This is a genomic window from Pseudomonas peli, assembly GCF_050563605.1.
Taxonomy (GTDB): domain Bacteria; phylum Pseudomonadota; class Gammaproteobacteria; order Pseudomonadales; family Pseudomonadaceae; genus Aquipseudomonas; species Aquipseudomonas peli_A.
Window position 1 is genome coordinate 1 of the sequence record NZ_JBNXUH010000029.1, and the last position, 26,657, is coordinate 26,657.

21 protein-coding genes and 1 pseudogene are annotated in these 26,657 nt (G+C 61.6%); 7 read left to right on the forward strand and 15 right to left on the reverse strand.

Annotated elements, in window-relative coordinates; all coding sequences use genetic code 11:
- A partial coding sequence (locus tag ACQ4LH_RS19975) for a retention module-containing protein (RefSeq protein WP_430698798.1) occupies positions 1-1,359 on the reverse strand: 1,359 nt, incomplete at its 3' end.
- Between the two features lie 321 nt (positions 1,360-1,680).
- Here ACQ4LH_RS19975 and ACQ4LH_RS19980 point away from each other — a divergent pair.
- The 4 genes from ACQ4LH_RS19980 to ACQ4LH_RS19995 all read left to right on the forward strand — a co-directional run bounded on the left by ACQ4LH_RS19980 (position 1,681) and on the right by ACQ4LH_RS19995 (position 8,577).
- A complete protein-coding gene (locus tag ACQ4LH_RS19980) occupies positions 1,681-3,024 on the forward strand; it encodes a TolC family outer membrane protein (protein WP_430698799.1) in 1,344 nt (447 codons plus the stop codon).
- 47 nt (positions 3,025-3,071) lie between these two features.
- The gene (locus ACQ4LH_RS19985; protein WP_430698800.1) at positions 3,072-5,207 is read left to right on the forward strand and encodes a type I secretion system permease/ATPase; all 2,136 of its coding nucleotides are present in this window, start codon (positions 3,072-3,074) and stop codon (positions 5,205-5,207) included.
- 19 nt (positions 5,208-5,226) lie between these two features.
- Positions 5,227-6,573, forward strand: a complete 1,347-nt coding sequence (locus ACQ4LH_RS19990; protein ID WP_430698818.1) for an HlyD family type I secretion periplasmic adaptor subunit — start codon at positions 5,227-5,229, stop codon at positions 6,571-6,573.
- A gap of 279 nt (positions 6,574-6,852) precedes the next feature.
- Positions 6,853-8,577: a GspE/PulE family protein gene (locus tag ACQ4LH_RS19995; RefSeq protein WP_430698801.1), complete on the forward strand. Its 1,725-nt coding sequence runs from the start codon at positions 6,853-6,855 to the stop codon at positions 8,575-8,577.
- 52 nt (positions 8,578-8,629) lie between these two features.
- Here ACQ4LH_RS19995 and mmsB read toward each other — a convergent pair.
- The 6 genes and pseudogenes from mmsB to ACQ4LH_RS20025 form a co-directional block, all read right to left on the reverse strand.
- Positions 8,630-9,523 (reverse strand): annotated as a pseudogene (gene mmsB, locus ACQ4LH_RS20000) (3-hydroxyisobutyrate dehydrogenase); the annotation flags it as partial.
- A gap of 31 nt (positions 9,524-9,554) precedes the next feature.
- Positions 9,555-10,658, reverse strand: coding sequence for an enoyl-CoA hydratase/isomerase family protein (locus tag ACQ4LH_RS20005; RefSeq protein WP_430698802.1), 1,104 nt, complete (start codon positions 10,656-10,658; stop codon positions 9,555-9,557).
- Between the two features lie 102 nt (positions 10,659-10,760).
- Entirely contained in the window at positions 10,761-11,579 is an 819-nt protein-coding gene (locus ACQ4LH_RS20010; protein WP_430698803.1) for an enoyl-CoA hydratase, read from the reverse strand.
- 116 nt (positions 11,580-11,695) lie between these two features.
- Positions 11,696-12,862, reverse strand: coding sequence for an isobutyryl-CoA dehydrogenase (locus ACQ4LH_RS20015; protein WP_430698804.1), 1,167 nt, complete (start codon positions 12,860-12,862; stop codon positions 11,696-11,698).
- A gap of 6 nt (positions 12,863-12,868) precedes the next feature.
- Positions 12,869-14,116, reverse strand: a complete 1,248-nt coding sequence (locus ACQ4LH_RS20020; RefSeq protein ID WP_430698805.1) for an ABC transporter substrate-binding protein — start codon at positions 14,114-14,116, stop codon at positions 12,869-12,871.
- Between the two features lie 101 nt (positions 14,117-14,217).
- A complete protein-coding gene (locus ACQ4LH_RS20025; protein WP_430698806.1) occupies positions 14,218-15,711 on the reverse strand; it encodes a CoA-acylating methylmalonate-semialdehyde dehydrogenase in 1,494 nt (497 codons plus the stop codon).
- 137 nt (positions 15,712-15,848) lie between these two features.
- Between ACQ4LH_RS20025 and ACQ4LH_RS20030 the strand changes: the two genes are divergently transcribed.
- Positions 15,849-16,730, forward strand: coding sequence for an AraC family ligand binding domain-containing protein (locus ACQ4LH_RS20030; RefSeq protein WP_430698807.1), 882 nt, complete (start codon positions 15,849-15,851; stop codon positions 16,728-16,730).
- 181 nt (positions 16,731-16,911) lie between these two features.
- Positions 16,912-17,892, forward strand: coding sequence for an NAD-dependent epimerase/dehydratase family protein (locus ACQ4LH_RS20035; protein WP_430698808.1), 981 nt, complete (start codon positions 16,912-16,914; stop codon positions 17,890-17,892).
- 6 nt (positions 17,893-17,898) lie between these two features.
- Here the strand turns inward: ACQ4LH_RS20035 and ACQ4LH_RS20040 are convergent, their stop codons facing one another.
- Together ACQ4LH_RS20040 and ACQ4LH_RS20045 are read right to left on the reverse strand one after the other, a co-directional pair.
- Positions 17,899-18,279: a MerR family transcriptional regulator gene (locus ACQ4LH_RS20040; RefSeq protein WP_430698809.1), complete on the reverse strand. Its 381-nt coding sequence runs from the start codon at positions 18,277-18,279 to the stop codon at positions 17,899-17,901.
- Positions 18,280-18,676: 397 nt separating this feature from the next.
- Positions 18,677-19,477 (reverse strand): lytic transglycosylase domain-containing protein, encoded by an 801-nt coding sequence (locus tag ACQ4LH_RS20045; RefSeq protein ID WP_430698810.1) that lies wholly within the window; start codon positions 19,475-19,477, stop codon positions 18,677-18,679.
- A gap of 445 nt (positions 19,478-19,922) precedes the next feature.
- Between ACQ4LH_RS20045 and ung the strand changes: the two genes are divergently transcribed.
- Entirely contained in the window at positions 19,923-20,615 is a 693-nt protein-coding gene (ung, locus tag ACQ4LH_RS20050; RefSeq protein ID WP_430698811.1) for a uracil-DNA glycosylase, read from the forward strand.
- 7 nt (positions 20,616-20,622) lie between these two features.
- On the opposite strand, the gene ACQ4LH_RS20055 is transcribed toward ung, so the two are convergent.
- The 6 genes from ACQ4LH_RS20055 to ACQ4LH_RS20080 all read right to left on the reverse strand — a co-directional run.
- Positions 20,623-21,492 carry a DUF6279 family lipoprotein gene (locus ACQ4LH_RS20055; protein ID WP_430698812.1) on the reverse strand — a complete coding sequence of 290 codons (870 nt, stop codon included), beginning with the start codon at positions 21,490-21,492 and terminating at the stop codon, positions 20,623-20,625.
- A gap of 147 nt (positions 21,493-21,639) precedes the next feature.
- Positions 21,640-22,671 (reverse strand): AbrB family transcriptional regulator, encoded by a 1,032-nt coding sequence (locus ACQ4LH_RS20060; RefSeq protein WP_430698813.1) that lies wholly within the window; start codon positions 22,669-22,671, stop codon positions 21,640-21,642.
- A complete protein-coding gene (locus ACQ4LH_RS20065) occupies positions 22,664-24,172 on the reverse strand; it encodes a tripartite tricarboxylate transporter permease (RefSeq protein ID WP_430698814.1) in 1,509 nt (502 codons plus the stop codon). The genes ACQ4LH_RS20060 and ACQ4LH_RS20065 overlap by 8 nt, the downstream gene beginning before the upstream one ends.
- 2 nt (positions 24,173-24,174) lie before the next feature.
- The gene (locus ACQ4LH_RS20070; RefSeq protein ID WP_430698815.1) at positions 24,175-24,618 is read right to left on the reverse strand and encodes a tripartite tricarboxylate transporter TctB family protein; all 444 of its coding nucleotides are present in this window, start codon (positions 24,616-24,618) and stop codon (positions 24,175-24,177) included.
- 153 nt (positions 24,619-24,771) lie between these two features.
- Complete coding sequence (locus tag ACQ4LH_RS20075; protein WP_430698816.1) at positions 24,772-25,749, reverse strand: Bug family tripartite tricarboxylate transporter substrate binding protein; 978 nt, start codon at positions 25,747-25,749, stop codon at positions 24,772-24,774.
- 29 nt (positions 25,750-25,778) lie between these two features.
- Positions 25,779-26,657: OprD family outer membrane porin (locus tag ACQ4LH_RS20080; protein ID WP_430698817.1), on the reverse strand; the 879-nt coding region annotated here is incomplete at its 5' end.

A 26,657-nucleotide genomic window follows, 5' to 3' on the forward strand; every position in this document is an offset into this window, starting at 1 on the left:
GCAGGTACCAACACCGGCGATGGTGGCGGTGCTGCCTGCGGTGTAGACGGTGGCATCACCGGCGACAGTGAACTGGGTGACGCTGAGGGTATCGTTCTCTGGATCAGTGTCGTTGGTCAGGACATTGCCGGTGGCGGCGGTGTCTTCGGTGACGGCAACCGGACCATCATTCACGGCCAAAGGTGCATCGTTGACCGGTGCGACATCGGCGAAGCTCAGTTCGGCGGTATCGGTGAGGTCGCCATCGGTGACGGTATAAGTCGCCGTTGGCACCGGACCGTTGTAATTGCTGGCCGGGGTGAAAGTGAAGCTGCCGTTGCTGTTGATCAGCAGGGTACCAACACCGGCGATGGTGGCGGTGCTGCCTGCGGTGTAGACGGTGGCATCACCGGCGACAGTGAACTGGGTGACGCTGAGGGTATCGTTCTCTGGATCAGTGTCGTTGGTCAGGACATTGCCGGTGGCGGCGGTGTCTTCGGTGACGGCAACCGGACCATCATTCACGGCCAAAGGTGCATCGTTGACCGGTGCGACATCGGCGAAGCTCAGTTCAGCGGTATCGGTGAGGTCGCCATCGGTGACGGTATAAGTCGCCGTTGGCACCGGACCGTTGTAATTGCTGGCCGGGGTGAAAGTGAAGCTGCCGTTGCTGTTGATCAGCAGGGTACCAACACCGGCGATGGTGGCGGTGCTGCCTGCGGTGTAGACGGTGGCATCACCGGCGACAGTGAACTGGGTGACGCTGAGGGTATCGTTCTCTGGATCAGTGTCGTTGGTCAGGACATTGCCGGTGGCGGCGGTGTCTTCGGTGACGGCAACCGGACCATCATTCACGGCCGAGGGTGAATTGTTCTCAAGGCTGGAGTTAGCAGTAATAGCAACATCGGCTTCAGCGCCGGCTTCTTCATCTATAGCTTGGCCTGCGAAGCCCAAACCTTCAGTTTCGAACCCTACGGTCGGATCTAGGCGCTGCCCAGTCTCCCCCAGCAGTACAAAGCTATGCCCACCGCCTGCTGCGCCGCCAGTACCGCCGCCTACACCTGGGCCAGCCGCTGTGGCTTCGAGGTCGACAGTGGGGTCGAAGCCGGCAGTCAGGGCTTGCTCCAGGTTCGGGTTGGGCTCGACTTTATTACCTTCGGTCTGTGTATCGCTGGCGGACGATTGCCAGTTGCTGTTTTGCGCAACGTTGACCAGCTCGCCATTAGCCAGTTGCAGGGTCACTTCGCCACCCAGGCCAGTTAAGATCTGTTCGCCCATGAGCAGGCGTTCGCCTTCGAATATCTGTCGCTTCAGTCCGTCGAGAGAGACGGCAAATACTTGGCCAACAAGACTTTTTACGATGGCGACGATAGTGGTCATAAAACGGCTCCGGAGTGGGCGCGGTAAAATCGTTAAACATAGTGAAGCAATGTTTTGATTTAAAGGCTGATAAGCTGACAAATTATTGTCGTCATAAATTTGGCTTATTCCATTATGGAATTACGGATATGCCAAACTATTGACCGAGTGCTCGCGATAATAAACAATGCGCGCCCTGATGTCACTTTGATATTGGTTTGTCTGTGTGTGATGCGCGTCACGCTATGTGGGCTGTTTATGTATCCTGCGCCACTTTGCGTCAAGCGCGTCGCGTCTTCGTTGTTCCAAGTCACTAGCTCAGCCTGAAAGGAATTTCATTTAATGCGTTTTCTTGTCCTCGTCCCCCTTGCTCTGGCGGTATCTCTGGCTGCCCATGGCCAGACACTTAATGAAGCCATGCAAAGCGCCCTTGAGGTGCATCCGGAAATCCAGGCTGGGATTCATGCGCGTTTGTCGGTTGAAGAACAAATGAAGGCCGCCAAGGGCGGCTACCTGCCGCGGGTTGACCTGTTGGCCGGCTATGGCCGTGAAGGCACCGACAGCCCGGGTACCCGCGGACAGAACCACAACACTGAGACGCTGAATCGCGGTGAGTCGAGCCTGCGCCTGCAGCAGATGGTGTTCGACGGTTTTGCTACCAGCAGTGAAGTCGGTCGTCAGCGCGCTACGGTGAATGCCCGTGCCTATGAATTGTTGGGTACTTCCGAGCGCACCGCCCTGACGGTGGCGCAGGTGTATCTGGATGTGCTGACTCGCCAGGAACTGGTACGTCTGGCCGAGAGCAACCTGGTCAGCCACGAACGTATTTATGACCAGATCACCCTGCGTAGCCAGAGTGGCGTAGGGCGTACTGCCGACCTTGACCAGGCCGAAGCGCGTCTGGCCCAGGCCCGTAACAATCTGATCACCGAGCAGACCAACCTGGCGGATGCGCGGGTCAACTATTTCAGCGTGGTCGGCCGTGATGCCAGCGAGCTGAGTCCGCCGGTTGGTCTGGCTGGTCACCTGCCGGAAAGCCTGCCAGCAGCGCGTCAGGAAATGCTCGTCAACAACCCATTCCTGAGTTCGGCCGAGGCCGATGTGCAGGCCAGCGAACAGCAGTACGAAGCGGCCAAGTCGAGTTTCTACCCACGCTTTGATGCCGAGTTGTCGCGCGGTATGGACAACAATATCGATGGCGTCAGCGGTCATAGCAACGAGTGGCAGGCCATGCTGCGCATGCGCTACAACCTGTTCGCCGGTGGCAGCAACAAGGCTGATCTGCAGTCCAAGGCCTATCAGACCAACCAGGCCATGGACATCCGCAACAACGCCCTGCGGGTCTTGAACGAAGACCTCGGTCTGGCCTGGAATGCCTTGGAAAATGCTCGCCAACAGTTGCCGATTGCCCAGCAGTACGTTGACTACAGCAGCCGCGTGCGCGAGTCCTACCAGAAGCAGTTCAGTCTCGGCGACCGCACGCTGCTGGATTTGCTCGACAGTGAAAACGAGTTGTTCACCGCCTCGCGCCGTCTTGAGGAAGTGCGTTACACCGAGCTGTTTACTCAGTACCGGATCAAGGCCACCATGGGCTCCCTGCTCAAGAGCCAGGGTGTAGTCGCGCCGATGGCCGCCGCACCACTGGACGAGATCAAGGCCCAGGCCAACTTGCCGGGTCTGAACTGAGCCCAGTCGTTGATGAGTAAAACCCAGTGGCAGTAGACCCAAGCCCGATGCAAACCCGTAGCGATCCGCGTGATCGCTACGACGATCCTCTGCTCGACAGCCTGTTGTCGCTGTGCGGCCTGCACCAGAAGTCGGTCAGCCGCGCCATGCTCACCGCAGGCTTGCCGCTGCCGGAGCAGCGCCTGAGTGCCGAGTTGCTGCCGCGTGCGGCGGCGCGTGCGGGGTTGCAGGGGCGTTGGTTGCGCCGTGGCTTGGAGAAGATTCCGGCCCTGGCCATGCCGGCCTTGCTGCTGCTGCACGATGGCCGTAGCGCCATTCTGCTGGGTTGGGATGACCAGGGGCGCGCGCGCATCATGCCCAGCGAAAGCGAGGGCGGCGAGGTGCGCGTCAGTGCCGAGGCGCTGGCCGAGGATTACAGCGGTCGGGTGTTCTTTGCCCAGCCGCAGCACAAGTTTGATTTCAACCGTGGTGAGCTGATCCCGCGCGCCACGTCCTGGTTTCGCGACACCCTCAAGCGTTCGCGCTGGCTGTATATCGATGCCATCGCGGCGAGTTTTCTGATCAATCTGATCGGCCTGGCCACGCCGCTGTTCGTGATGAACGTGTACGACCGCGTGGTGCCCAATCAGGCCGAAGCCACCCTGTGGGTGCTGGCGATTGGCATCACCGGGGTGTTCTTCTTCGATCTGCTGCTGAAGACCCTGCGCGGCCTGTGCCTCGATCTGGCCGGCAAGAAGACCGACCTGATTATTTCCGCCACGCTGTTCGAGCGCATTGTCGGCATGGCCATGAAGTTCCGCCCGGCGCGGGTTGGCAGCTTCGCGCAGAACATCCACGAGTTTCAGAGCCTGCGCGACTTCCTCGCCTCGCTGACGTTGGCCAGCGTCATCGACCTGCCGTTTACCCTGCTGATTCTCGCGGTGATCGCCATGATTGGCGGCCATCTGGTGTGGATTCCGGTGCTTGCCTTCCCGCTGGTTGCTTTGATCGGTTGGGCCTTGCAGCGCCCGCTGGCCGAGACCATGCAGCGCACTATGGCCCTGGCCGGTGAGCGCCAGTCGAGCCTGATCGAGAGCCTGGCCGGGCTGGATGCGGTCAAGGTCAATAACGCCGAAAGCGAGCGCCAGTATCTGTGGGAGCAGACTATTGGCACCCTCAGTCGCCTGGAGTTGCGTGCGCGCATGCTCTCCAGCCTGGCGATGAACGCGACCATGCTGCTGCAGCAACTGGCAGGTGTGGTGGTGATCGTGCTCGGCGTGTACCAGATCATCGACGGTAACCTGAGCATGGGTGGGCTGATCGCCTGCTACATGCTCAGCAGCCGCGCGTTGGGGCCGTTGACGCAGATTTCCGGTCTGCTGACGCGCTATCAGCAGGCGCGGGTGACCCTCGAATCGGTTAACCAGATGATGGAGCTGCCGCAGGAGCGCCACGCCGATGAGCGTCCGCTCAAGCGCCAATCGCTGCAAGGCGCGATCGAATTCCGCCAGCTGGAATTCCATTACCCGGATCAGCAGCAGGCCGCTCTGCTGGGCATCAACCTGGTGGTTCGCCCCGGCGAGAAGATCGGCATCATCGGCCGCAGTGGCTCGGGCAAAAGCTCGCTGGCCAAGCTGATCGTCGGTCTGTATCAGCCCGATGCCGGCAGCCTGCTGGTCGATGGCATCGATGTGCGCCAGCTGGATGTCAGCGATCTACGGCACAACATCGGCTATGTGCCGCAGGATATTCAGCTGTTCAGCGGCACCCTGCGTGACAATCTTGTGTCCGGCGCGCGCTATGTCGAAGATGAGCTGGTGTTGCAGGCCGCCGAACTGGCTGGCGTGCACGAATTCGCCCGACTGCACCCGAAAGGCTATGAGCTGCAGGTCGGCGAGCGCGGGCAGAACCTCTCCGGCGGTCAGCGGCAGAACGTTGCCCTGGCACGTGCGCTGTTGCTCGACCCGCCGATTCTGCTGCTCGATGAACCGACCAGCGCCATGGACAACACCGGTGAAGAACGCCTCAAGCAGCGCCTGTCTGCGGTAATCGGCACCAAGACCCTGCTACTGGTGACTCATCGCGCCTCGATGCTCAGCCTGGTAGACCGACTGATTATTGTTGACCGTGGGCAGATCATCGCCGACGGGCCGAAAGGTAGCGTGATGGAAGCGCTGAAGAAGGGGCAGATCAGTGTCAGCTAACGCGCCTGAGAAAAGGAGCCTGCGTCAGGCCGTTGCCGCTTATTTTGGCAGCCACGATGAGCTGGGTGATGAACCACTGCCGGAGGTCAACAAGGCGTTGATCGAGGATGCGCCACGGGTGGTGCGTCTGACCATCTGGGGCTTGATCGCCTTTGTGGTGTTCTGCCTGCTGTGGGCCAATTTCGCCGTGGTCGATGAAGTGACCCGAGGTGACGGCAAGGCGATTCCGTCCTCGCGTCTACAGAAAATCCAGAACCTGGAAGGCGGTATCGTCGCCGAGCTGTTTGTCCGCGAAGGGCAGATTGTTGATGCCGGCGATCCGCTGCTGCGCCTCGACGACACCCGCTTTGCCTCCAACGTCGGTGAAACCGAGGCGGATCGCCTGGCCTTGTTGCTGCGCGTGGAGCGCCTTAGCGCCGAAGTGCAAGACCGCGAGCTGGTAGTGACCGATGAGGTGCGCGAAAAGGCCGGCGGCCAGGCGGATAACGAAATCCAGCTGTTCAATAGCCGCAAGCAGCAATTGCTCGATGAAGTGGCAGGCCTGGAAGAACAGTTGATTCAACGGCAGCAGGAGCTGCGCGAGTTTGCCTCCAAGCAGGGGCAGTTCCGCAACAGCCTTAGCCTGCTGCGCCAGGAAATTCAGATGTCTGAACCGCTGGTGGCCGAGGGCGCGATTTCCCAGGTGGAAGTGCTGCGTCTCAAACGCGCCGAAGTAGAAGCGCGCGGCCAGCTGGAGGCCACCACTCTGGCGATACCGCGTGCCGAGTCGGCGATCAAGGAAGTCGAGCGCAAGATCGATGAAACCCGTGGACGTTTTCGCAGCGAGGCGCTGACCGAGCTCAACGAGGCGCGCACCGAACTGAGCAAAATCCAGTCAACCGGCAAGGCGCTGGAAGATCGGGTCAACCGCACCCTGGTGATTTCACCGGTGCGCGGCATCGTCAAACAGCTGCTGGTCACCACCATCGGCGGGGTGATTCAGCCGGGCAGCGACCTGGTGGAGATCGTGCCGCTCGGTGAGAACCTGCTGGTGGAGGCGCGCATTCGTCCGCAGGACATTGCCTTCCTGCATCCGGGCCAGGAGGCGATGGTCAAGTTCACTGCTTATGACTACACCATTTATGGCGGGCTCAAGGCCGAGCTGGAACAGATCGGTGCCGACACCGTGACCGACGATGATGGCAACAGCTTTTATGTGATCAAGCTGCGCACCAACAAGAGTCACCTGGGCACCGAGGAAAATCCGTTGCTGATTATTCCCGGCATGGTCGCTTCGGTGGATATCATCACCGGCAAGAAGAGTGTGCTCAGTTACCTGCTCAAACCGATTATCCGCGCCCGCAGCGAGGCGTTGCGCGAGCGCTAGGTTGCAGATTCTGCCCACAAAAAGCCGCAGCTTGCTGCGGCTTTTTGTTATCTGCGGGTTAACCGGTTATTGATGTAAGAGCGGCCCATGACCGCGATTGAACGCTTCGCGGGTATGGCCCGCTCCTATGATGATGCGGCACCACCGAGAAGCCCTGCTTGCCCTTGCTGCCGCGAACGACCAGCGGTAATAGCCGTGTTATGTGGCGTTGATGCAGGGCAATGACTAGCGTTGTAGTGGCTATATGATGGCTGGACGGGTCGGCGAGGAGCCTCGGATATGCCATACATCATCAGTGATCATCAGCAATTGTTCGATTACCTGCAGCAGCGTACAGAATCCCCGCGTCGGCACCGGCGCCTCGGTGAACTGTTGCTCAGCCAGGGGCATATCAGCTCGGCACAGCTTCAAAATGCGTTGGCCCACCAGAGGCAGGATGGTCGGGCAGGGCGCTTGGGTCAGATATTGCTCAAGCAGGAACTGGTAGACCGACATAGCCTGGCTAGCGCGCTGGTGGAGCAATTGGATATTGCCCAGGTCAATCTGGAAGACTTCAAGGTTGAGCCCCAGGCCGTGCAGCTGTTGCCGGAGAACCTGGCCCGTGAGCGCCGGGTGCTGCCCTTGCTGGTTCAGGGCGAGATGCTGGTGGTGGCTACCCCCAACCCATCGGACTGCGAACTGCTGCACCTTGTGGGTTTTATCACCGGTAAGCAGGTTGAAGCCATCCAGGCCCAGGACGAGCAACTGGACAGGGCCATCAATCGATTCTACGGCTCTGAGGCTGCGTTGCAGTTGCCCGAGAGTGAGAGCCACGAGCCGGAGTTGAGCCTGCACCGGATCAAGCAGCTGGCCGAAGAAAAACCCACGGTGCGCTTTGTCGACAGCCTGTTGGACGATGCTATCTGCCGCCGCGCCTCGGATATTCACTTGCGACCCGGCAAATACGAAGTAGTAATTCTGTTCCGGATCGATGGTGTTTTGACCGAGGTGCGGCGGATCAAGCCGGGCAACCTGGCGGCCATTGTCAGTCGGATCAAGATTGTCGGCGGCATGAATATCGCCGAGCGACGTCTGCCCCAGGATGGCCGGCACCTGGTGCGTATGGGCGAGCGCTCGATCGACCTGCGCCTGTCGATCATGCCGACTGTGCACGGGGAGAGCGTGGTCATTCGTATCCTCGACACCCAGCAGAGCATGAAGAGCCTCAGCCAGATCGGTTTCAACGACGCCGATGCCGAGCGTTTTCGTCAGCTCATCAGTCATAGTCAGGGCATTGTGCTAGTCACCGGCCCCACCGGCTCGGGCAAGAGCACCACCTTGTATGCCGCCCTCAATGGCATCAAGGACAGCGGGGTGAATGTGATCACCGTGGAAGACCCGGTGGAGTACCAGATCGACGGCATTCGCCAGATCCAGGTCAAACCGCAGATCGGCTACACCTTCGCTCGCGCCCTGCGGCATATCCTACGTCACGACCCTGACGTGATCATGGTGGGGGAAATTCGTGACCAGGAAACCGCCATGATGGCCACAGAAAGCGCCCTGACCGGTCACCTGGTGCTATCAACTCTGCACACCAATAGCGCTGCGACCACCGTGACGCGTCTACTGGAAATTGGCATCGCCCCGTATCTGCTCAATGCCAGCCTGCTAGGGGTGTTGGCCCAGCGTCTGGTGCGGCGTAATTGCCCTGAGTGCCTGCAGCCGGAACAGGTGCCAGAGCATGTGCGCCGGGCGTTTGGCCTGTCGCCTGATGAGGTCTTCTACGTGGGTTGCGGTTGCGATCACTGTCATGGAAAAGGCTTTGCCGGGCGCGTTGCAGCCTACGAGTTGCTTGAAGTAACCCCGGCTATGCGTGCTCTGATCCAGCCCGAGGTAGCCGCTCAACAGATCGAGCAGCAGGCGATTGCCGATGGCATGCGCCCCCTCACCCAAAGTGCGCTGGCATTGGCCCGCGAACGACTGATTTCTCTGGCTGAGGTGTATCGGGTGCGCCTGGAGTAAAGCGGTCAGTTGGCGACCGCTTCACCCTTTATCCGGGCTAACAAAGCCGCGTTTATTCAATAAACAATTGCTGCACCACCGAGAAGTCCTGTTTGCCCTTGCCCTGTTTGAGCAGCAGGCGATACAGCTGCAACGCCAGGGCGCCCATGGGCGTGCTGCTGCCGCTGGCCTGGGCGGCTTCCTGGGCGAGACCCAGGTCTTTGGCCATCAGTTCGGCCATAAAGCCGCCGCTGTAGCCTTTGGAGGCCGGGGCGTTTTCCATCACACCTGGCCAGGGGTTGTACTTTTCCAGGGTCCAATTGCCGCCCGAGCTCTGGCGCATGATCTCGGCCAGCACCGCCGGTTCCAAACCGTTGGCCACGCCCATGGCCATGGCTTCGGCGGTGGCAATCATCTGCACCGCCAGCACCTGGTTGTTGCACACCTTGGCCACTTGGCCTGCGCCATCAGGGCCGGCGTGGAAGATGTTCTTGCCCATGGCTTCGAAGATCGCCCGGGCTTTTTCCAGAGTGGTTGCCGCGCCGCCGATCATAAAGGTCAGGGTGCCCGCTGCCGCGCCGGCTGTGCCGCCTGACACGGGCGCGTCGAGAAGTTCGATACCGCGCGCGGTCGCCGCCTGATGCACCTTGCGTGCAGATTCCGGGGCGATGGTCGAGCATTCCAGCACCAGGCTACCGGGCTTGAGCGCGGCCAAAAGGCCGTTATCACCCAGGTACAGGCCTTCAACATGGCGGCTGGCCGGCAGCATGCTCACCACCACATCGGCACCTTGTACCGCATCCATGGCGCTGCTGGCTGCTTGCGCGCCGTCCTTGGCGAGGTCTTCGACGGCTGCTTGCAGCAGGTCGAAGACCCTCAGGTTGAAGCCAGCCTTGAGCAGATTGCGCGCCATGGGCAGGCCCATGTGGCCGAGGCCGATAAAAGCGATTGTTGTCATTGTTATGCTCCTGTCGCGCTGAAAAGTGGCCGTTGCCGGGTTACAGGTCTGCCAGTGGGTGTTCGCCGTCCCAGGCGGTGGCGAAGTGCGCGTCGATCACCTGTTGCGGAATGTTCGCCACATCCGGCCAATGCCAGCGGGGCGCGTGGTCCTTGTCGATCAGCCGCGAGCGCACGCCTTCGGGGAATTCCGGGTGACGGCAGCAGTTCAGGCTGATGGCGTATTCCATCTGGAATACCTCGGCCAGGGACTGATGCTTGGCGCGTTTGATCTGCTCCCACACCAGATGCCCGGTCAGCGGGCAGCCTCCGGCCAGGGTCTTGGCGGCGCGGGCCAGCAGCAGGTCGCTGTCGCTGTGCAAAGCGCTGATGGCGTGCCAGGCGTGGGGTAGGTCGGCGGTATCAAGTAGTTCATCAATACGCGCGCGGCGCGGCAGCCACTGGGCTTCCGGCAATTCGCCGAGGGCCTGATTTTCCAGGGCCTTGAGCAGGCTGTGCAATTGTTGCGGGCTCTGTTCCTGCCAGTTGAGCTGGGCCAGGCCATCGAGCAAGTCGTCCTGCTGGCTGTCGAGCAGTACGCGGTCGGCCAGGTCCAGATCCAGCGCATCTTTAGCGTTGATACTGCTGGCGGTCAGGCCGAGAAACAGGCCGAGCTTGCCCGGCAGGCGCGCGAGGAACCAGCTGCCGCCCACATCCGGGTACAGGCCGATATTCACTTCTGGCATGCCCAGGCGGCTGCCTGGGGTGACGATGCGGATACCAGCGCCCTGCATCAGGCCCATACCGCCGCCCAGCACATGGCCGTGGGCCCAGCAGATAAAGGGCTTCGGGTAGGTGTGGATGCGGTGGTCGAGGCGGTATTCGTCAGCAAAGAAGCGTCGCGCCAGGGGCGGGATTTCGCCCGGGTGCTCGCGGCACTGGTGCACCAGCTGCACCACGTCGCCGCCGGCGCAGAAGGCTTTAGGGCCGTTGCCGCGCAGCAGCACGCAGGCGATGCTCGGGTCGTCCGCCCAGGCCTTGAGCTTGGCATCCAGCGCTTCGATCATCGGCAGCGACAGGGCGTTGAGGCTCTTCTCGGCATCCAGGCTGGCGATGCCGATGCGCATGCCGTGTTGGGCCGGGCGTTCTTCGAATTGCACGTTCATTAGGTTGTCCGTCGTCGTGTGCAGTCGGGTAGGGCGGATGCAACCCGCGGCTCTTGCTGCGTTGCGAGCACGCGGGTTACACCCGCCCTACAAAGTTCTGCGTTATTTATTGCGCCACTGCGGGTCGCGTTTTTCCAGGAAGGCATTCACCCCTTCGCGGGTGTCGTCGGCGTCGAACAGGTCGACAAAGCGCTCGCGCTCTTCACTCAGCCAGGTGCTCGGGCTGCGTTCGCGAGCGCCCTGGATCAGTGGCTTGATGGTGCGCACTGCCACCGGGCTCTGCCGCGCGACTTTGGCTGCCAGCAGCAGGGCATGGCCACGGGCTTCGCCGCTGTCGACCACTTGCTCGACCAGGCCGATGCGCAGGGCGGTTTCCGCATCGATGCGTTCGCCGCAGAGAATCATCCGCTTGGCCCAGCCTTCGCCGATCAGCCAGCTTAGGTGCTGGGTGCCACCGGCGCAGGGCAGCAGGCCGACCGTGGCTTCCGGCAGGGCCATTTGCGCCTGGCGTTCGGCGATGCGGATGTCGCAGGCCAGTGCGCATTCCAAGCCGCCGCCCATGGCGTAGCCGTTGATCGCGGCAATCGATACGCCACGGAAATCACGCAGCGCCTCGAAGGCCTCGCCGAAACGTCGGGCCATCTCGCGGGCACGGGCCTTGTCGCCATCGGCGAACAGCTTGAGGTCGGCGCCAGCGCTGAAGAACTTGCCACCCTGGCCGGTAATCACCAGGGCGTAGATGTCATCGTCGCGGTTGAGGTGTTCAACCAGCAGCTTGAGGCCGATCAGCGAGTCGCGGTCCCAGGTGTTGGCCGGTGGCTGGTTGATGGTGATCAGCGCGGTATGGCCGTGCTTTTCCACGGTGAGCTTGTGGGTCAGGTCAAATACGCCGGGGTTGTAGGCTTCGATGGCGTTGCTCATAAGTGTCCTCGTCAGGTTGCTCCCCTCGCCCTTTGGGAGAGGGGCTGGGGGAGAGGGCAGCAGGCGACGCCGACCCTCTCCCTAACCCTCTCCCCGAGGGGAGAGGGAATTAAAAGCTACAGCAAGCGATCGAGCATGCCGCCTTGATCCAGCAGGCGGCGGGCGATGATTACTCGCATGATTTCGTTGGTGCCCTCGAGTATCTGGTGCACGCGGCTATCGCGCACCCAGCGCTCCAGCGGGTAGTCGTTGAGGTAACCGTAGCCGCCGTGCAGTTGCAGCGCCTCGTTGCACAGGGTGAAGCAGTGATCGGTGGCAAAGCGCTTGGCCATGGCGCAATACAGGCTGGCTTCGCTGTGGCCGTGGTCCAGTTTGTGTGCGGCCAGGCGCACCATCTGTCGGCTGGCCGTCAGATCAGTGAGCATATCGGCGAGCTTGAATTGCAGAGACTGGAAGTCACTCAGCGGCTTGCCGAACTGCTTGCGTTCCTCGACATAGCGCAGCGATTGCTCCAGCGCCGCTTGTGCCGCGCCCAGCGAACAGCTGGCGATATTGATGCGCCCGCCATCCAGGCCCTTCATCGCGTAGACAAAGCCCTGGCCCTCAGGCCCGATGCGGTTGCCCGCCGGAATGCGTACGCCTTCAAAGGTGATGGTGCGGGTCGGCTGGGCACGCCAGCCCATCTTCAATTCATTGCGCCCGTACTTCACGCCCTCGGCGTCGGCCGGCACCAGGAAGCAGGACACGCCCTTGGCGCCACTTTCCTCGCCGGTGCGCGCCATCACGATCAGCACATCGGTGCTGCCCGCGCCGGAGATAAAGCACTTGCTGCCATCCAGTACGTAGTCGTCGCCATCGCGCTTGGCGCGGGTACGCAGGTGCGCGGCGTCAGAACCGGCGTCCGGTTCGGTCAGGCAGTAGGAAGCCAGCAGTTCACCGCTGACCAGGCGCGGCAGCCAGGCATCTTTAAGTGCCTGACCGGCGAAGGAGGCGAGCATCCACGAGGCCATATTGTGGATGGTCAGAAACGCCGTAGTGGCGATGCAGCCGGCCGACAGCTGCTCGAAAATCAGCGATGCGGACAGCCGGGAAAGGCCAAGCCCGCCGTCGTCTTCCTTGATATACAGCGCCAGGTAGCCCTGCTCGGCGGCGCGCTTGATCACATCCACCGGGAAGTGATGGTCGCGGTCCCAGTCGGCGGCATGTGGGGCCAGTTCGCGGCTGGCGAATTGGCGGGCGCTCTCTACCAGCAGGCGTTGTTCATCGCTGAGTTCGAAATCCATAAGTCCTCATTGCAGGGTCAGGGGTTGCCCGGCGGCGCGTCGTTCGGCCTGCCATTCGGCGAGGCTGGGTGCCGCTTGGGTGGCGTCGAGGCGATCGACGATTTCAAAGTAGTCTTGTTTGAGCGGGTCTTTCAGCACTTCGGCGCGCGCTTTGACTTTGACGGCATACACCGTCTGCAGGTTCTGGTGGTCGAGGGTGCGCCAGGTTTGTTGATCCTTGAGCAGCTGATAACTGTGGCCTTCCAGGGCCTTGATCAGCGCTTCGCTGTCCAGGCTGTTCGCCCGTTTGGCGGCATCGGCCCATTGATAGACGATGCTGTAGGCCGATGCGGCAGAGCTGGACGGGTACATCGCATAGCGTTCGCTGAAGGTTTTGACGAAGGCTTCGCCGCGCACGGATTTCTCCAGCGCCGGTACGCGCCAGGTCCAGGGTTCGGTGCCGATTACACCTTCCATCAAGCCGGGGCCGCCTTGCTCGACCATGCTCTGGGTCAGGTTGGGCGCAACGATCTGCATGCGCTCGGTCAGGCCCAGATCCTTGGCGATGCGCATGGCGCGCACCAGGTCTTCGCCGAACAGCACCAGGGCCAGCACTTCGGCATTGCTCGATGCGGCCTGGGTCAGGGCATCCTGATAGTCGGCCAGGCGGGCGCCGGGGAAGCTCACCTTGAGCCCCGGATGCTGGCCGCTGTCTTCGCTGCTGGTGGTCTGGCGCAACGAGCTTTCGGTGGTGTGGCCCCAGGTGTAGTCGGAGGTGATGTAGAAGTAGCGCTTGTTCGGCAGATTCTTGCTCAGGTATTGGCCCAGCACCCGCGCGCTCATCCAGGCGTTGTTGCACTCGCGGAACATATAGCGGTGGCCGTCCTTGCCGGTGGTGTCGTTGGAGTAGGTGAGGGTGCCGAAATACAGCAGCCCATGCTGCGCCGCACGCTTGCCGGAGGCGATGGCCACCGCGCTGGACGAGCCACCAAACAGCATGGCCGCGCCTTCGCTGGCCAGCTTGTCGACGTTCTTCACCGCCTTAGCCGGACGCGACGCGGTGTCCTTGCTGGACAGACGCAGCGGACGCCCGAGCACACCGCCCTGGGCGTTGAGCTCGTCGATGGCCAGCAAGGCTCCGCGCATCTGTGCCAATCCTTCTTCCTTATAGGGGCCGGTACGTGGGTAGTTGAGGCCGAGGGTAATCGGCTCAGCCGCCTGTGCACAGGCTGTAAGCCCGGCCCATAGGGCCAGGGCGGTGGTCAATCGTTGCATGGCAGTTCTCCTTGTTCTTGTTGTCGGAACTCGGAGAACTTTTTACGCCATTGGACTTATTGTTGAGATCGTCTATTGGTCTAACAGGGCTGACGCCGTTCTCATTTCAATTGAATGGTCATATTTGCACCGGCTACGGAGTCTTCATCGAACCAGCGGCTGGTGACCGTTTTGGTTTCGGTGAAGAAGCGCACACCCTGTTTGCCGTAGGCGTGCAGATCGCCGTAGAACGAACCCTTCCAGCCGGTAAAGGAGAAGAACGGTAGCGGCACCGGCACCGGTACGTTGATGCCGACCTGGCCGACTTCCACCGCGTGCTGGTAATGCCGCGCTGCGCCGCCGGAGCGGGTGAAGATCGAGGTGCCGTTGCCGTAGGGGCTGGCGTTGACCAGTTCGATGGCTTCTTCCAGCGTATCGACTTCCATGCACACCAGCACCGGGCCGAAGATCTCTTCGCGGTACAGGCTCATCTTGCTGGTTACGCCGCGAAACAGCGTGGCGCCAATCCAGTTGCCGTTGGGGTAGCCCTCGACCGCGCAGTGCGAACCATCCAGCAGGCATTCGGCGCCTTCCGCCTTGCCCTCGGCAATCAGGCGCAGCACGCGCTGTTTGGCCTGCTGGCTGATCAGCGGGCCGAAAGCGGCGTGACCATCGGTCCAGTAACCGGGTTGCAGGTCGGCCATCTGCGCCTGCAGCTCGTCGATCCACTGCTTCGATTCACCGACAAACACCGCCACGCTGATCGCCATACAACGCTGTCCGGCCGCGCCGCAACTGGCGCCGACCAGGTTGCTCAGCACCTGCTGTTTGTTGGCGTCGGGCATGATCACCATATGGTTCTTTGCCCCGGCAAACGCCTGCACGCGCTTCAGGTGTGCGGTGCCGGTACGGTAGATATGCTGACCAACCGGTACCGAGCCGACGAAGGAAATGGCGCGGATATCCGGGTGGGTCAGCAGGCTGTCGACCACCTCGCGCGCACCGTGTAGCACCTGCAATACGCCCTTGGGCGCCCCGGCTTCGATAAACAGCTCGGCCAGGCGGTTAGGCGTCAGTGGGTCTTGTTCGGAGGGCTTGAGAATAAAGGTGTTACCGGCGGCAATGGCCAGGGGAAACATCCACAGCGGAATCATCGCCGGGAAGTTGAACGGGGTAACGCCGACGCATACGCCCAGCGGCTGAATCCAGCTGGCGGTGTCGATGTCGCGGGCCACGTTCTCCATGGTCTCGCCCATCATCAGGCTGGCGATATTGCAGGCTTGCTCGACCACCTCTATGCCGCGCCAGACATCGCCCTTGGCATCGGCCAGGGTCTTGCCGGTTTCGCCAGCGAGAATTTCCGCCAGCTCGTCGTGGTGTTCCTTGAGCAGGTGCTGGTAACGCAGCATCACCCGCGCCCGGTCGGAGACTGGCACTTCGCGCCAGGTGAGGAAGGCTGCCTTGGCACTGGCAATCGCCGCTTCGATTTCCTCGGCGGTGGCCTTGGGTGCCAGCGCCAGCACCTCCTGAGTCGCCGGGTCGGTGACTTCGATAAATTCACGGGCGCGGCTTTCGCGCCATTCACCGTCGATCAACTGTGGGATTGCCTTGGCCATGCGTTCCTCCGGCGAACCTCAGGGTGGGCTCGATTGTTGTTTTGTCAGTGTTATAGCTGCCTTGCTCGGCTTTGTGGATTGACGATCTTGGTCTGTAGATGGACTATCTTGTGATTGAATCAGTAGCCAGGATGCCCATGAGCGCACAGGTCGATACCTCCAACTGGCCACTGCCGGCCAATGGCGTGCGCTTTATCACGCCGCCCAGGCTGCGCCGCCTGCTCGCCCGTAGCCCACTGGCGCAGGGCTGTTATCCGCTAGCTCTGGGCTTCTACCCGCAGGCTCAGGGGCACCGCATGCACCGTCCGCAGCCGGAGGATCACCTGCTGATCTATTGCCGTGCCGGGCAGGGCTGGCTGGAGACAGCGGATGGACGATTAGCTGTCAGTGGTGGCGATCTACTGCTATTGCCGAAAGGTGTGATGCACGCCTATGGCGCGGACGTGGACAAGCCCTGGACGCTGTACTGGGTGCATTTTGACGGCGAACTGGTAGCGGACTTTCTCAAACCCCTGGGCAAGGGACCGCTGTGGCGCATCGGCGTGCAGCCGCGCCTGCTAGCCGAGTTCGACGCCTTGCTCAACCTGCGTAAACAGGGCTTGAACCTGGCGCACTTCGTTCATGCCGCGCACCAGTTGCAGGTGCTGCTGACCTCCCTGGCCGTGCTGCCGGCACGCACCACCTTGAAATCCGGGCGAGTGCTGGATGTGGACGCGGTGCAGGCGGTGATGCGCGCCCATCTACATGACTCGCTAAACCTCGATGAGCTGGCCGCGCAGTTCAAACTGTCGCGCTTCCACTTCGCCAAAACCTACCGCGCCCTGACCGGACATGCGCCGATTCAGGACTTTATCCAACTGAAAATGGCCCACGCCTGCCGCCTGCTCGATGAAGGCGAGCAGGGCATCCGCCAGGTTGCCGAGCAGCTGGGCTATGACGATGTGTATTACTTCTCGCGGCTGTTTCGCAAAGTGGTGGGCATGGCGCCGAGTCATTACCGGGCATTGCATCAAGGCTAAGACAGGCGTTTTCAGGGGCAGGCGGCAGCTGATCAGTCACTGGGAAGCTGGAAGTTAGCTGTTCTTCCGATCTTCACCCTCGATTCTTCCGCGTCTTCGGGACTTGACTCTGTCCCGCGGGACAGACTTTATCGTTACGCCGTCGATTCATAGCTAAGTCTGATAAAGACAAGGAAGTACGATGAGTAACTTGTGTTTGGTAACCGGCGCTAACGGGCATCTGGGCAACACGCTGGTGAGAGCGTTGCTTGAGCGGGGCGAAAGGGTACGGGCCGGCGTGCGCGATCTCGACAACCACGTACCGTTCGTGGGGCTGTCCTGCGAGCTGGTGTATGCAGAGCTGCAGGACAAGGCTGCCATGCTCAAGGCACTGGAGGGCGTGGACGTGCTGTACCAGGTCGCCGCCGTGTTCAAGCACTGGGCCAAGGACCCGCAGGCAGAGATCATCGATCCGAATGTCAACGGTACCCGCATCCTCATGGAAGCGGCGGCGGAGGCCGGCGTGAAACGGATTGTCTACGTCAGTTCGGTCGCGGCGGTCGGCCAGAACGGGCTGCCGTTGACCGAAGACGACTGGAGCGCCGAAGAGCACAACGCCTACTTCAAGTCCAAGATTCTTGCCGAACGAGCTGCCTGGGAGGCAGCGCAGACCCACGGCCTGTGGATGGTCTCGGTACTGCCATCTGCCATGATTGGCCCAAACGCACTGCGCCTCACCGACACGATGAACTTCCTCGCGTCAGTGCAGAAACGCGAGGTGCCGCTCGATCCAAACTTTCACTTCAATTTCGTCGACGTGCGCGACGTGGCGCAGGGCATGATTCAGGCGGCGGCAAAGGGCAGTCCGGGTCATCGCTACATCCTCGCCAATGAGCATTCGTCGCCGCTGGCTTCGCTCGTCGACGCCGCCAACACGGTCACGCTCGGCTATCGTCTGCCTCCCCGGGCCCCCAAGTGGTTGCTGCTCTGCGTGGCCTGGCTGAACGAGCGCGTGGCCCACATCACCGGTACGCCCGCCAACTTGCTCGTCAGCCAGGTGCGTATGTTCTACGGCATCAAGCAGGAATACAGCATTGCCAAGGCACGGACCGAGCTGGGCTATCAGCCGAAACCTCCGGAGGAGGCGCTAAGAATGGCCTTTGCGTATCTGAGTGAACGGTAACAGACCCTAGGTAGCGCAAGCCGGTTGTGGAGTCTGGGCGAATAGCACATTGATGTCGCGCTTCAACTCGATGAGTCGTTCATCCAGCGCTTTGAGCGCTTCAATCTGCGCCTGCACTTGCAGGCGCTTCGCTTCAATCCCGGCATTCGCAAGTTCGAGCGGAAAGCGATTCTGCCGGTTCTTTTCCTCGGTCACCGTACTCAGCTCGGACAGCTTGAACCCTGCAGACTGCGCCACGCGGATAATCCGCACGATGTCGACATGGTGGGGTGTATAGAAACGGTACGTGCCCCGGCGGCTCGGTTCGGGCAGCAGGCCGAGACTTTCGTACAAACGAATGGCCTTTGGTGTACAGCCCGTCAGCGCGGCAATTCTTCCGATGTACATGCCTCTTTCCTTCTACTAAAGCCACCGCCAAAGCGCCGATTGTAGTCGGCCTCATTAGGGCTGGCCACCGATCCAGATTGGGTAGGACTGTGCGATGGGGGCAAATATCGACCGCTTGCTTGCAATTGCGAGGATAAAAGTAAGGGCGTTGGATTGTCTCTTCTTCTAGCTTATTGGGACTGCTCAGAAGCAGCTCATGGTCAATGACTGCTTCTGGCCGATAGCTGCCTGATTCGAAAGGCTCCTATCGACCCAAAGCGGCCGTTCAGAATTCATCTTTGACCGAAGGCAGCCGACCTGGCGGCCCTGGATACGCGGCTGGCGGCAGGGTGGAAGTTCGGTTGAGGAATTCCCCGTCCGGCGTATAGCCTAATCCGGCTTATGCCGCCCTACGGTACTAGCGATGCTTGCGATAGCGTTCGGTCAAGGACTGCACTAGGGTGACGTAGGTCTGCGTCTCGGCGTAGGGCGGCACCCCGTTGTACTTGTCCACTGACATTTCGCCTGCGTTGTAACCTGCCAAGGCCAGCGCTTGATTGCCGTTGAAGCGCTTGAGTAGCCAGGCCAGGTAGCGCACGCCACCACGAATGTTTTGCCGCGCGTCGAATGGATCGGCCACGGCGAAGCGCTCGGCGGTGGCGGGCATCAACTGCATCAGTCCCTGGGCGCCAGCGACGGAAATGGCGTTGGGACGAAACGCCGATTCGGCATGGATCACCGCGCGGACCAGCGCCCTGTCGACACCGTAATGACCCGAAGCGGCTTCGATCTCCCGCCGATAGGAAAGGGTGTCCAGGCGCAATGAGGCGACCTTGAAGCCCTTCGGCGCCATGCACAGATAGCAGCCCTTGATGTAATAGAGATCCAGGGCATCGACCCGTGCAGAGATCCCGACGGGGCGTCGACTGACGTACTGACGAACACCCTTGTGGACGAATGTGTACACCCGAATCCGCTCTGCGTCTGGGTTGTCGTCTCGTGTAAGCATTGGCAGGGTCTGTGCCTTTGCACCGGCGCCCGCCAAGCCATCCAGGCGGGTACAGCGGGCACTGGCTATGGCCTGGCTGGTGTAGCTGATGGTTCCGTCCCTGGTGTGGCACTTGAACGTGGCGCTGGCGCAAAGTGGAGCGACCAGCAAGGCCAGTCCGATGCATCCAGGAAGGCTCTTGCGAGCCCATTGCCATGCTCTGGAACTCATCACATCGCTCCGCGCCATGGGCGCCGATCAGACCTGGGGGGGTGGCCCGGACAAGCGGGAAACACCGATTGAGACTGCCGTTGCCGGCGGTAGACCCAAGCGAGCTTTGCGCGCGCTCGCCGTGCTCCTGTTACTGACTGGGCCCCAGGATTTCCCAGGCGCTGCCTTTGGAGGGCCTATCCTGAGTGACCCATCGGTTGTTCTGGTAGTTATAGCCCTTGTAATCGGCCCTGGAGCCTGACTTGACGTACGGACGGCCGGTGCTCCCGCGTAACGCAGGCCTGACGACTGCTTCCTGCGAAAGCCAGCGGTTCATCGAGTTCATGCGCGACCATCTCAGCAGTGCTTAATGCCTGGCGCTGGCCGTGTATGTAGCCGTTCGCCTTGACTTGCCTGGGCGGCTTCCTTAGCGTGCCGTCTTCGTTGGACTAAGCAGGATTCAGGCATGAGCGCCGCAGATAACGTCAAACTCGAAGCCGGCTGGAAGGCCGCTCTGCATGAAGAGTTCGAGAAGCCCTATATGCGTGAGCTGGGGGATTTCCTGCGGAGCGAGAAGGCAGCAGGCAAGCAGATTTATCCGCCTGGTTCGCTGATTTTCAATGCGCTCAATTCCACCCCGCTGGCGCAGACCAAGGTGGTGGTGATCGGCCAGGACCCATACCACGGTCCGGGTCAGGCCCATGGTCTGTGTTTCTCGGTGCAGCCTGGGGTGAAGACGCCGCCGTCGCTGGTGAATATCTATAAAGAGCTCAAACGCGACTTGAATATCGATATTCCCGACCACGGCAACCTGCAGCATTGGGCGGAGCAGGGCGTGCTGCTGCTTAACACTTCATTGACGGTGGAGCATGGCATCGCCGGCTCCCATGCCAAGATCGGCTGGCAGACCTTTACCGACAAGGTGATCGAAGCGGTCAGCCAGCAGCAGGAGCGCCTGGTGTTTTTGCTCTGGGGCGCTCATGCGCAGAGCAAGGAAAAACTGATCGATGTAAGCAAGCACTTGGTACTGAAATCCGTGCACCCTTCGCCGCTGTCGGCGCATCGGGGCTTTATTGGCAACGGCCATTTCAGCCGCACCAACAAGTTCCTCCAGCAGCATGAACTGAGCCCGATCGACTGGCGCTTACCTGCGGCTTAACAGCCTGTTAAGCGGCTTCGCACTGCTGCTCGGCCAGATCGCGGCGCAGGTCGCGTAAACGGTGACTCATGCGCTCACGTTGAGCCTCATCACTGCTGCTTAGCAGTTGGCTAAACAGGGTGGCCAGCGCCTGGCGTGAGCGGCCATAACTGGCGCGGTATTCGTCGCTGTAGAAGCTTTCGCGTTGCTGCAGCAGGCGGGTCAGCCGTTCGGCAAAGTCGGCGCTTTCGCGTTCGGCAACCACCTTGCGCAGCTCGGCCTGCCACAGTTGTCGATTCTCCAGCCACAGACGGTTCTGTTCGCCGAGGCCATTGGCCCAGACGGCGATATGTTCTATCTGGGCATTGTTCAGGCGGCCGAACCAGGGCCGCAGGCGTTCCTGCATACGCGTCTGGCGCTCGCTGATCTGAGTGGCCAGGGGCGGGTCGAGGAAGTCCTGGCGATCTTCCAGATTGTCTTCATCAATTGCGGCGTAAAGCTCGTTGACCTGCTGCTCGCTCAGGCCCTTTAGCAGTTCGATGGCGGTGGGGGTGACCTCGACGCCGATGCGTTTTAGCGCGGCATCGAACTGGGCGAACTGTTCAAGCAGCTGAGCGCTGTCTGGCTGCGGCTGGGCGAGGATGCTCTCGGTGGTTTGCAGCCACTCGATATAACGCGGCAATTCGGCGCTGCAATGCCATTGCAGGTGCGTCTGCAAGCGGGGTTTGAGCCAAGCCTGCTGCTGGCTGTTGAGGTTCAGGTAATCGTTCAGCCGCCAGGGCACCAGCCAGTCCAGGTTGCGATACGCCAGGCCGGCGCGGCTGCAGGCGCTAATCAGCAGGCTCAGGCAGAGCAATAGCAGCAGGGTTTTCACGGCGGGCCAACGCAGTGCGCTCATAGAGGATGCCTCGGTGGTGAAGGCCTGAGGGTACGCCAGGCGTGCGCGTGTGCGTGGCCGCAGACATATCTGCTAAACAAAAACTGCTGCGTTGCAGGCAAAAAAGAGCCCGCACAAGGCGGGCTAAACGTGGTCGTCAAAGCGATTTCAGTTGCGTTGCCAGAGCCTGAACAACGGCTCGGCGAGAAACATCACCAGAAACAAGCGCAGCACCTGCAAGGCTGTGACAAGTGCCACCGAGAGCTGCAGGGCTTCGGCGGTCAGGCACAGTTCGGTGATGCCGCCGGGCATCATGCCGAGCATCAGCGCATTCTGGTTTTCCCCTGCCAGCCAGCCCAGCCCTTGACCCAGCGCCGCAGCGGCGAGCATGGCGAGCAGGCAGAACAGCAGGATGCGTGCAAGAAACCCCGGCGCGCTGCGAAAGAAGTTACGGTCGAAGTGACAACCCAGGGCGCAGCCGATCAGCCATTGGCCGACTTGGCCCAGCCCATCGGGCAGACCCAGGTGCAAATTGAAGCTGACGCTGGCCACCGCGCAGACGGTCAGTGGGCCGAGCATCCACGGGTTGGGTTGGCCCAAGCGTCCCCATAACCAGGCCAGTAGCGCGCCGCTGGGTAGCAGCACAGCCAGCCAGGGCCAACTAACCGCTGCAGGCACAGGCGGTGCGATGGGTGGCAGGCTCCAGGTGAAGATCGCCGGAATCAGCAGCACCACCAGCAGCAGACGCAGGCTATGGGCGGCCGCGACCTTGGCGGTTTCGGCGTTGTGCCGCTGGGCCAGGTTGACCATCTCGCTGGCGCCGCCAGGCATGCTGGCGAAGAACGCGGTGGCGCGGTCCAGGCCGGCGCGGCGCAGCACGATAATGCCGATCAGGCTGAGCAGCAGGGTGAGCAGGGCGCCGAGCAGAATCACGCCGAAGTGGCTGAGGAGCTGGCTCAACACCTCACCGGTAAAGTGCAGGCCGATGGCGCTTGATACCAGCCACTGGCCGGTCTTGCGTCCGCCGGGCAGCTCGGTGATCAACCAACCGCTGCAACGGGCGGCGATCACCGCCAGCAGCGATCCGATGATCCACGGCAAAGGCCAGCCGATCAGGCTGGCCAGATAGCCGCCTGACAAGCCGACTAGGGGCGTGGCCCACCAGCTTTGCCAGCCGGTGAGCGCATGGAGCTTAGGCATTAGCCAGTTGCGCCGCACGGCGCGAACGCCACCAGCGCAGGCCCGGCAGGCCGAGCATCAGCGCGGTGAGTGCCCACAGGCACAGGCTGATCGGGCTATTCCAGAGAATGCTCAGGTCGCCGGCGGAGATCGACAGGGCGCGGCGCAGGTTGTCTTCCATCAGCTCACCAAGAACGAAGCCGAGGATCAGCGCTGACAGCGGGAAGTCCAGCTTGCGCAGAATGTAGCCGAATACGCCGAGGCCGATCATCAGGACCAGGTCGAAGGTGGTGCTGTGCACCGCGTAAACGCCGACCATGCTGATCACGGTGATCGCTGGCACCAGCACCCAGTTGGGCACGCTGAGCATGCGGGCGAACAGGCCAACCAGGGGAATGTTCATTACCAGCAGAATCACGTTGCCGATAAACAGCGAGGCGATCAGGCCCCAGACCACGTCCGGTTGCTGTTCGAACAGCAGCGGGCCGGGGGTGATGTTGTACAGCGTCAGCGCGCCGATCATCACTGCGGTGGTGCCAGAGCCCGGTACGCCGAGGGTCAGCATGGGGATCAGCGAGCCACAGGCAGAGGCGTTGTTCGCCGCTTCCGGCGCCGCCAGGCCGCGCAGGTCGCCGTCGCCGAACTTGCCGTTCGGGCCGGCCATGCGCTTTTCAGTCATATAGGTCATGGCGCTGGCGATGGTCGCACCGGCACCTGGCAGTACGCCGATGACGAAACCGGCCAGAGAGCTGCGCACCATGGTCCAGAAGGTGAAGCAGAACTCCTTGAAGTTGAACAGCAGGCGGCCGCTGGCTTTCACGGCTTTCTGGCCGTTGTGGGTTTTTTCCAGCATCAGCAGCACTTCACTGACGCTGAAGAAGCCGATCACCACGATAACGAACTGGATACCGTCCGACAGGCTGACGCTGCCGAACGTGAAGCGATACACGCCGGTGGTCGAGTCCACGCCAACGGTGGCCAAAGCCAGGCCGATCAGAGCAGCCATCAGGGTTTTGACCGGTTTGTCGCCGACCATGCCGCCGAGGCAGGCGATGGCGAAAATCATCAGCACGAAATATTCAGCCGGGCCAAAGGCCACCGCCCATTTCGCCAGGATTGGCGCGAACAGCACCACGCCGCAGGTGGCGATCATGCTGCCGATAAACGAGCTGACGGCCGACAGCGACAGGGCGATCCCGGCCTTGCCCTGGCGGGCGAGTGGGTAGCCGTCGAGGGTGGTCATCACCGCAGCGGCGTCGCCGGGTACGTTGAGCAGAATCGCCGAGATACGACCGCCGTACTCACAGCCCAAGTACACGGCGGCGAGTAGGATCAGTGCGGTTTCCGGTGACAGGCCAAGGGCGAAGGCCAGCGGCAGCAGCAGCGCCACGCCATTGATTGGGCCCAGGCCCGGCAACAGGCCGACGATGGTGCCGACAAAGGCACCGAACAAGGCTACCAACAGGTTCTCCGGTCGGGTGGCGACTTCGAAGCCTTGCATCAAGAAATTCAGGGTTTCCATTTTCAGCTCTCCACAAAGGCTTCGAACAGGCCGAGGGGCAGCGGCACATCCAGCAGGTAATCAAACAGGCCGTACAGCAGCACGCCCATCAGCACGGCGCTGATGGCGCAAGGCAGCGGGCGACCGGTAAACAACAGGCCAAGGGCAAAGGTGGCCAGCGTGGTGCTGATAACGAAGCCGAGCACTTCGAACAGCAGCGCATAGGCCAACAGCGCCAGCACGCAGAGCACAGCGCGCACGGCAGCGCGGGTATTCAGCGTCTGCTCCAACAGGCCGGGCTTGAATATCAACCACAGGCTGCCAGCGGCCATCAGGCTAAGCAGCAGCAACGGATAGGCGCGTGGCCCGACCGGGTCATAGGCGAAGGGTGCCTGGAAGCCCCAGGCGATGACGGCGAGAACGGCGCAAAACAGCAGCCAGCTCGCGGCGAACAGGCGAACGTACATGGCGGATTACCTAGTCGATAAAACCAAAGAGGGCGGAAGGGCCGTAGGATGGGTTGAACGCAGTGATACCCATGGGGTGTCACAGCATGGGTTACACCACTGCGCGGCTAACCTACGCGACCCGACCCATCCTACGAATTGCGGCGTGGCCGCTTACTGCATCAGGCCGAACTCGCCAGCCAATGCCTTGTATTCCTCAACTTGCTTGAAGACCAAGGTTTTCAGCTCGTCGCCAGTAACCGACAACGGCAACAGGTCGCGCTGTTCACGCAGGGTGGCGAAGTCTTCACGGGCGAGCAGGCTGTCGAACTGCTGTTTCCACCAGTTGTATTGCTCGTCCGTCACCTCTGGGCCCATATAGAAGCCGCGGATTACCGGCCAGACGATGTCGTAGCCTTGTTCCTTGGCGGTGGGGATATCGGCCAGTTTGCCTGGCAGACGTTCATCGGACAGCACGGCGAGGATGCGTACTTTCTTCGCCGCCAGTTGCGGGGTGACTTCGCCCAGGCCGCTGCTGGTGACCTGAACATGGCCGCCGAGCATGGCGGTGAGGGTTTCGCCGCCGCCTTCAAAGGCCACGTAGCGCAGGTTTTTCGGGTCAATGCCGGCCAGACGGGCGATCAGCGCGGTCTGCATCCAGTCCTGGCCGCCAATGGTGGCGCCAGCGCCGAAGACGATGCTGGTCGGGTCTTTTTTCAGGGCCTGCACTAGGTCATCCAGGCTCTGATACGGCGAGTCGGCACGTACGGTGATCGCGCCGTAATCGGTACCCACTGCGGCCAGCCAGCGCACGCCGGTTTCGTCGTAACGGCCGAACTTGCCTTGCGCCAGGTTGAGCAGCGAGCCGCTGGAGAACGCGGTGATGGTGCCTGGGTCATCGGCACGCTGGGCGATCACGGCGTTGTAGGCGACCGCGCCGACGCCGCCGGGCATGTAAGTGACGCGCATCGGCGCTTTCAGCAGGCCGCTGTCTTTCAGGCCGCTCTGCGCCAGTTTGCAGGTCAGGTCGAAACCGCCGCCGGGCTTGGCCGGGGCGATGCATTCCGGGCGCTTGGGTTCGGCGGCCAGTAGCTGACCGGCAAAGGCCATACAGGCGGTGGCCAGGGCGATGCGGGTAAAGGCAGTTTTCATGGTGTGTTCCTCTGAACTCTTATTGTGGTTTACCAGATCGGCAGCGTGTAGCCGACGATGACGCGGTTCTCGTCCGCATCGCGGGCGAAGTCGGATTTGAAGCTGGCGTTGCGCAGGCGCACGTAGACATCTTTCAATGGCCCGCTTTGCACCACGTACTTGACCTCGATGTCGCGTTCCCACTCACCGCCGGTGTCGTCAGTGCCGGCAATCTGCGCGTCGCTGCCTTTGATGTAGCGGGTCATAAAGCTCAGGCCGGGTACGCCGAGCTTGCCGAAGTCGTAGTCGTAACGGGCCTGCCAGGAGCGCTCGTCGGCGTTGGCGAAGTCGTTGATCTGCACGAAGTTGACCAGGAACGGGTCGCTGCCATCGATATAGGCGTAACCGGTGTCGCCGCTCATGTCCTGAAAGCCCAGGCCCAGTTTGTGGCCGTTGATGCCGTAGGTGAGCATGGCGTTGAAGGCGCGGTTGTCGATCTTGCCGGCATTGGATGCGCCGCTGTCCTTGCTTAGCATCATCCGTACATCGGCGCTCAGGGTGCCGCTGCCCAGAGGCTGGCTGGCGAGCAGGCCGAAGAAGTGCTGGCGATAGATATCGTCGAGGTCGGCGAAGTAATAGCGCCCGGTCAGGCCCTTGGCGAACTCATAGTCGAGGCCCATCAGGTCCAGATGATCCGCCGTGATACCTGCGGCGAAGCGGCGGTTCTTGCTGTTGAGGATCAGCTCTTCGGAGTTGGTTGAGGCGCGGTCGATCACCTTGTCCAGGCGCCCGCCGGTAAAACTCAGGCCGTCGAGTTCGTTGGAGGTCAGCAGGCCGCCTTCGAACACCTGCGGCAGCAGGCGACTGTCGCTGGCCTTTACCACTGGCAGTTCGGGGATGTGCGAGCCGTAGCGCAGCTCGGTATTGGA

Bases quoted from the DNA above. Each gene is read 5' to 3' on its own strand.
- ACQ4LH_RS19980 (WP_430698799.1), top strand. From the start codon at position 1,681: ATGCGTTTTCTTGTCCTCGTCCCCCTTGCTCTGGCGGTATCTCTGGCT.
- ACQ4LH_RS19985 (WP_430698800.1), top strand. From the start codon at position 3,072: ATGCAAACCCGTAGCGATCCGCGTGATCGCTACGACGATCCTCTGCTC.
- ACQ4LH_RS19995 (WP_430698801.1), top strand. From the start codon at position 6,853: ATGCCATACATCATCAGTGATCATCAGCAATTGTTCGATTACCTGCAG.
- ACQ4LH_RS20005 (WP_430698802.1), bottom strand. From the start codon at position 10,658: ATGAACGTGCAATTCGAAGAACGCCCGGCCCAACACGGCATGCGCATC.
- ACQ4LH_RS20010 (WP_430698803.1), bottom strand. From the start codon at position 11,579: ATGAGCAACGCCATCGAAGCCTACAACCCCGGCGTATTTGACCTGACC.
- ACQ4LH_RS20015 (WP_430698804.1), bottom strand. From the start codon at position 12,862: ATGGATTTCGAACTCAGCGATGAACAACGCCTGCTGGTAGAGAGCGCC.
- ACQ4LH_RS20020 (WP_430698805.1), bottom strand. From the start codon at position 14,116: ATGCAACGATTGACCACCGCCCTGGCCCTATGGGCCGGGCTTACAGCC.
- ACQ4LH_RS20025 (WP_430698806.1), bottom strand. From the start codon at position 15,711: ATGGCCAAGGCAATCCCACAGTTGATCGACGGTGAATGGCGCGAAAGC.
- ACQ4LH_RS20030 (WP_430698807.1), top strand. From the start codon at position 15,849: ATGAGCGCACAGGTCGATACCTCCAACTGGCCACTGCCGGCCAATGGC.
- ACQ4LH_RS20035 (WP_430698808.1), top strand. From the start codon at position 16,912: ATGAGTAACTTGTGTTTGGTAACCGGCGCTAACGGGCATCTGGGCAAC.
- ACQ4LH_RS20040 (WP_430698809.1), bottom strand. From the start codon at position 18,279: ATGTACATCGGAAGAATTGCCGCGCTGACGGGCTGTACACCAAAGGCC.
- ACQ4LH_RS20045 (WP_430698810.1), bottom strand. From the start codon at position 19,477: ATGAGTTCCAGAGCATGGCAATGGGCTCGCAAGAGCCTTCCTGGATGC.
- ung (WP_430698811.1), top strand. From the start codon at position 19,923: ATGAGCGCCGCAGATAACGTCAAACTCGAAGCCGGCTGGAAGGCCGCT.
- ACQ4LH_RS20055 (WP_430698812.1), bottom strand. From the start codon at position 21,492: ATGAGCGCACTGCGTTGGCCCGCCGTGAAAACCCTGCTGCTATTGCTC.
- ACQ4LH_RS20060 (WP_430698813.1), bottom strand. From the start codon at position 22,671: ATGCCTAAGCTCCATGCGCTCACCGGCTGGCAAAGCTGGTGGGCCACG.
- ACQ4LH_RS20065 (WP_430698814.1), bottom strand. From the start codon at position 24,172: ATGGAAACCCTGAATTTCTTGATGCAAGGCTTCGAAGTCGCCACCCGA.
- ACQ4LH_RS20070 (WP_430698815.1), bottom strand. From the start codon at position 24,618: ATGTACGTTCGCCTGTTCGCCGCGAGCTGGCTGCTGTTTTGCGCCGTT.
- ACQ4LH_RS20075 (WP_430698816.1), bottom strand. From the start codon at position 25,749: ATGAAAACTGCCTTTACCCGCATCGCCCTGGCCACCGCCTGTATGGCC.